Raw genomic sequence first — 318 nt, 5'->3', positions numbered from 1 at the left:
CTGAATGAACTGGCCGCACTTCCCATTGGTTGGATTCCGTTGGTACAATTTTTTGTATTTGCCTTGATTTTTGGCATCTCATTTACGCGCTGGACCCTGCCGTTTGTCGGCGCCATGCTTGCGCTCAATGCCTGGGTCGGACGCTCCTACTCGCCTGAATACGGAAGCTGGATCGCAGTGCTGATGGACCTCATTCATTTATTTGCACTCTCGATCTGGTTTGGCGGTCTGTTTGCGCTGGTGGTGCTCGCTCCGAAGGAAGGGCGATGGGAATGGTTCAAAGAAAAAGGGGCGGAGTCCTCGCGCTGGGCGCTGATC

1 pseudogene is annotated in these 318 nt (G+C 54.1%); it reads left to right on the top strand.

Features of this window, described 5'->3' with window-relative positions:
* A pseudogene (locus tag LKX83_RS32280) lies at positions 1-318 on the top strand (hypothetical protein); the annotation flags it as partial.

The sequence above is a fragment of the Cohnella baijiui genome (assembly GCF_020731285.1).
Lineage (GTDB): Bacteria > Bacillota > Bacilli > Paenibacillales > Paenibacillaceae > Cohnella.
This window is presented reverse-complemented; position numbering and strand designations above follow the sequence as displayed.